The sequence below is a fragment of the Bacillus sp. JJ722 genome (assembly GCF_036963345.1).
Classification (GTDB): Bacteria; Bacillota; Bacilli; order Bacillales; family DSM-1321; genus Bacillus_AD.
The window spans coordinates 1-2,726 of record NZ_JBALMO010000274.1 but is presented as its reverse complement, the minus strand read 5'-3'; the positions used below and the strand labels follow the sequence as shown (position 1 = coordinate 2,726).

Below are 2,726 nucleotides of genomic sequence, written 5' to 3'. Positions count from 1 at the left end.
GACAATCGAATCGCTTAACGGCTCTTCGTGTTTCCTTTATCTCACAGTCGAAGGGCTCCAGTCCATACGGAGCAAAACGGGCGCTTGCGCTTTTTTTTATTAGAGGACTCGAAACAGATGAATCAATTCGTTATAATATATTCTGTGAATGAATTGTATTCATTAAATAGATTAATTGTATAAGAAGTAGTTTTTAATTTGTAATTATTTTGTATAGATTTTAAGCTGAAAGAGAGTGAGCACAATGGGACGTAAGTGGAATAATATTAAAGAGAAAAAAGCATCCAAAGATGCAAATACTAGTCGTTTATATTCAAAATTCGCACTTGAAATTTATGTAGTCGCGAAACAAGGTGAGCCTGATCCGGAATCAAACCAAGCACTTAAATTCGTACTAGAGCGTGCTAAAACATATAATGTACCAAGAAACATTATTGACCGTGCAATTGAAAAAGCAAAAGGCGGGTCTGATGAAAACTATGATGAACTTCGTTATGAAGGCTTTGGACCTAATGGGTCAATGATTATTGTAGATGCTTTAACAAATAACGTAAATCGTACTGCTTCAAATGTACGTGCAGCATTTGGGAAAAACGGTGGGAACATGGGTGTAAGTGGTTCCGTTTCTTATATGTTTGATGCAACTGCTGTAATCGGTATAGAAGGAAAGTCAGCTGATGAAGTACTTGAATTATTAATGGAAGCAGACGTTGATGTACGCGATATTATCGAAGAAGATGAATCGGTAATCGTATATGCTGAGCCTGATCAATTCCATGTTGTTCAAGAAGCATTCCGAAGTGCAGGAATTACTGATTTTACTGTGGCAGAGCTAACAATGCTTGCACAAAACGATGTGACTCTTGATGCTGATGCACAAGCTCAATTTGAAAAATTAATTGATGCATTAGAAGATTTAGAAGATGTTCAACAAGTGTATCACAATGTAGATTTAGGTGAATAAATAAAAGAAAGCAGACCTTATTCTTGTATGAGGTCTGCTTTTTTCTTATAGTGTAAAAAAGTATATAATTTTGCGCGGTGTCTAGCTCCAGCGCCCGCGCTTTTCTTACATAACCAATGAAAACAAACGATAAATACTTTCTTCAACTCGTACATACCATTTTTTGTTCGCTTCGTCTTCCAATGTGACGCGATGTGAATGTATGATATCTTGTTCATAAATTGCAGTCATTTCTTGTGAAGTAGTAATGTCGTATATGAAGGCATTCACTTCAAAATTCAGTTGAAAGCTTCTAATATCTAAATTTGCAGTACCAATTGTAGTAATACGATCGTCCACTGTCATGGTTTTAGCATGAATAAAGCCTTCATATTGATAAATTTCAACACCAACTTCCAGCAGTTCTTTTACGTAAGACGTAATAATTCGGTCAACGTAACGATTATCATTCTTGAGTGGAACCATTAATCGAACCCTTATTTTAGAAAGTGCAGCTGTTTTAATCGCTTCAAGAAATGCGGAATCAGGTACAAAGTAAGGTGTTTGAATATCAATTGATTGTTTGGCTGAATAGATCATTTTAATGAAGGAATTTTTTAATTCTTCTCCTCTTGTATCAGGGCCACTGGAAACAATTTGTATAAACTGTTCTTTTAAATAGCTCCAATCTTTTCTTGGAAAGAACTTTTTGAACTTTTCTTTTAGTGTTGCTTCGCTTACTTCTTCATGTGATGCATATCCGTAGTCTTGGAGAAAACGTACTTGTAACATTTCCACGCTTTCCCCTTCTATACGAATATGAGTGTCTCTCCAAGGGCTAAGTTTTGGATCCTTTGATTCATATTCAATGCCAATATTCATGCCACCTGTATAACCAATTACTCCATCGATTACAACGATTTTCCTATGGTTCCGATAGTTGATGTTTGGTCCAAGTATTTTCAATTTGGAAGGGAAGAAAGGATATACTTTACCACCCTTATTAATAAGGGTTTGGAATGAGGATAAAGACGTATGTAAGCTACCTATATCATCATAGACGACCCGGACTTCCACACCTTCATCAGCTTTTTCTTTTAAAATGGTAATCAACTCGGATCCAATCTCGTCTATATTAAAGATATAGTACAAAATGTGAATCGTATCTGTTGCTTGACGAATGTCTGCAAATAAATCGTGGTATTTATCCTCACCTTTTGTATAAATTTTAACTTTGTTTTTTGTTGTAACGAAGCTTTTGTTAGCATTTAGGTTAAACATCATTAATGATCTATAAATTTCTTCCTTGCCTTCATAAACTTCAATTTGGCGCTGTTGTTTAGTTATGTATGTAGTGTATAATTCATCCCATTTTTTCTTTAAGTGAAAGTTCTTTCGCTTCCTAAATCGCGGGCCATTACCAAATATTAAATAGAGAATGAATCCAACGTATGGAAGGAATATAAGAAGAAACATCCAAGCGAATATGTAAACGGGTTCTTTTCTCTCAAGAAAAATCATGACGAGAATAAGGATGATATTAATAACTAACATGAAATTCCAAAGAAATGTAAACATAATGTCTCACCGAGCTTTCAAGTATTCAAAGTTGAAATAAGTGTTCTTGGAGAAGATCCAAGTAATTTGATTTTACCATTAGTGAATTGCTATGTAACGGTAGTCAGGAATTAATAGAATATAGAAGTAATTATAGATAAATTTATTCTTTCATTTGCTTATGAAAAAAATACATGTGGTATAGATCATATATAAGAGTCAGTAG

2 protein-coding genes are annotated in these 2,726 nt (G+C 34.4%); one reads left to right on the top strand and one right to left on the bottom strand.

All coding sequences use genetic code 11. The annotated features are described in order from the left end of the window. The first annotated feature begins 244 nt into the window (after positions 1 to 244). Positions 245 to 964 carry a YebC/PmpR family DNA-binding transcriptional regulator gene (locus tag V7014_RS23555; protein ID WP_335510923.1) on the top strand — a complete coding sequence of 240 codons (720 nt, stop codon included), beginning with the start codon at positions 245 to 247 and terminating at the stop codon, positions 962 to 964. 105 nt (positions 965 to 1,069) lie between these two features. Here V7014_RS23555 and cls read toward each other — a convergent pair whose 3' ends face one another. Next, a complete protein-coding gene (gene cls, locus V7014_RS23550; protein WP_335510921.1) occupies positions 1,070 to 2,521 on the bottom strand; it encodes a cardiolipin synthase in 1,452 nt (483 codons plus the stop codon). Between the last annotated feature and the right edge of the window lie 205 nt (positions 2,522 to 2,726).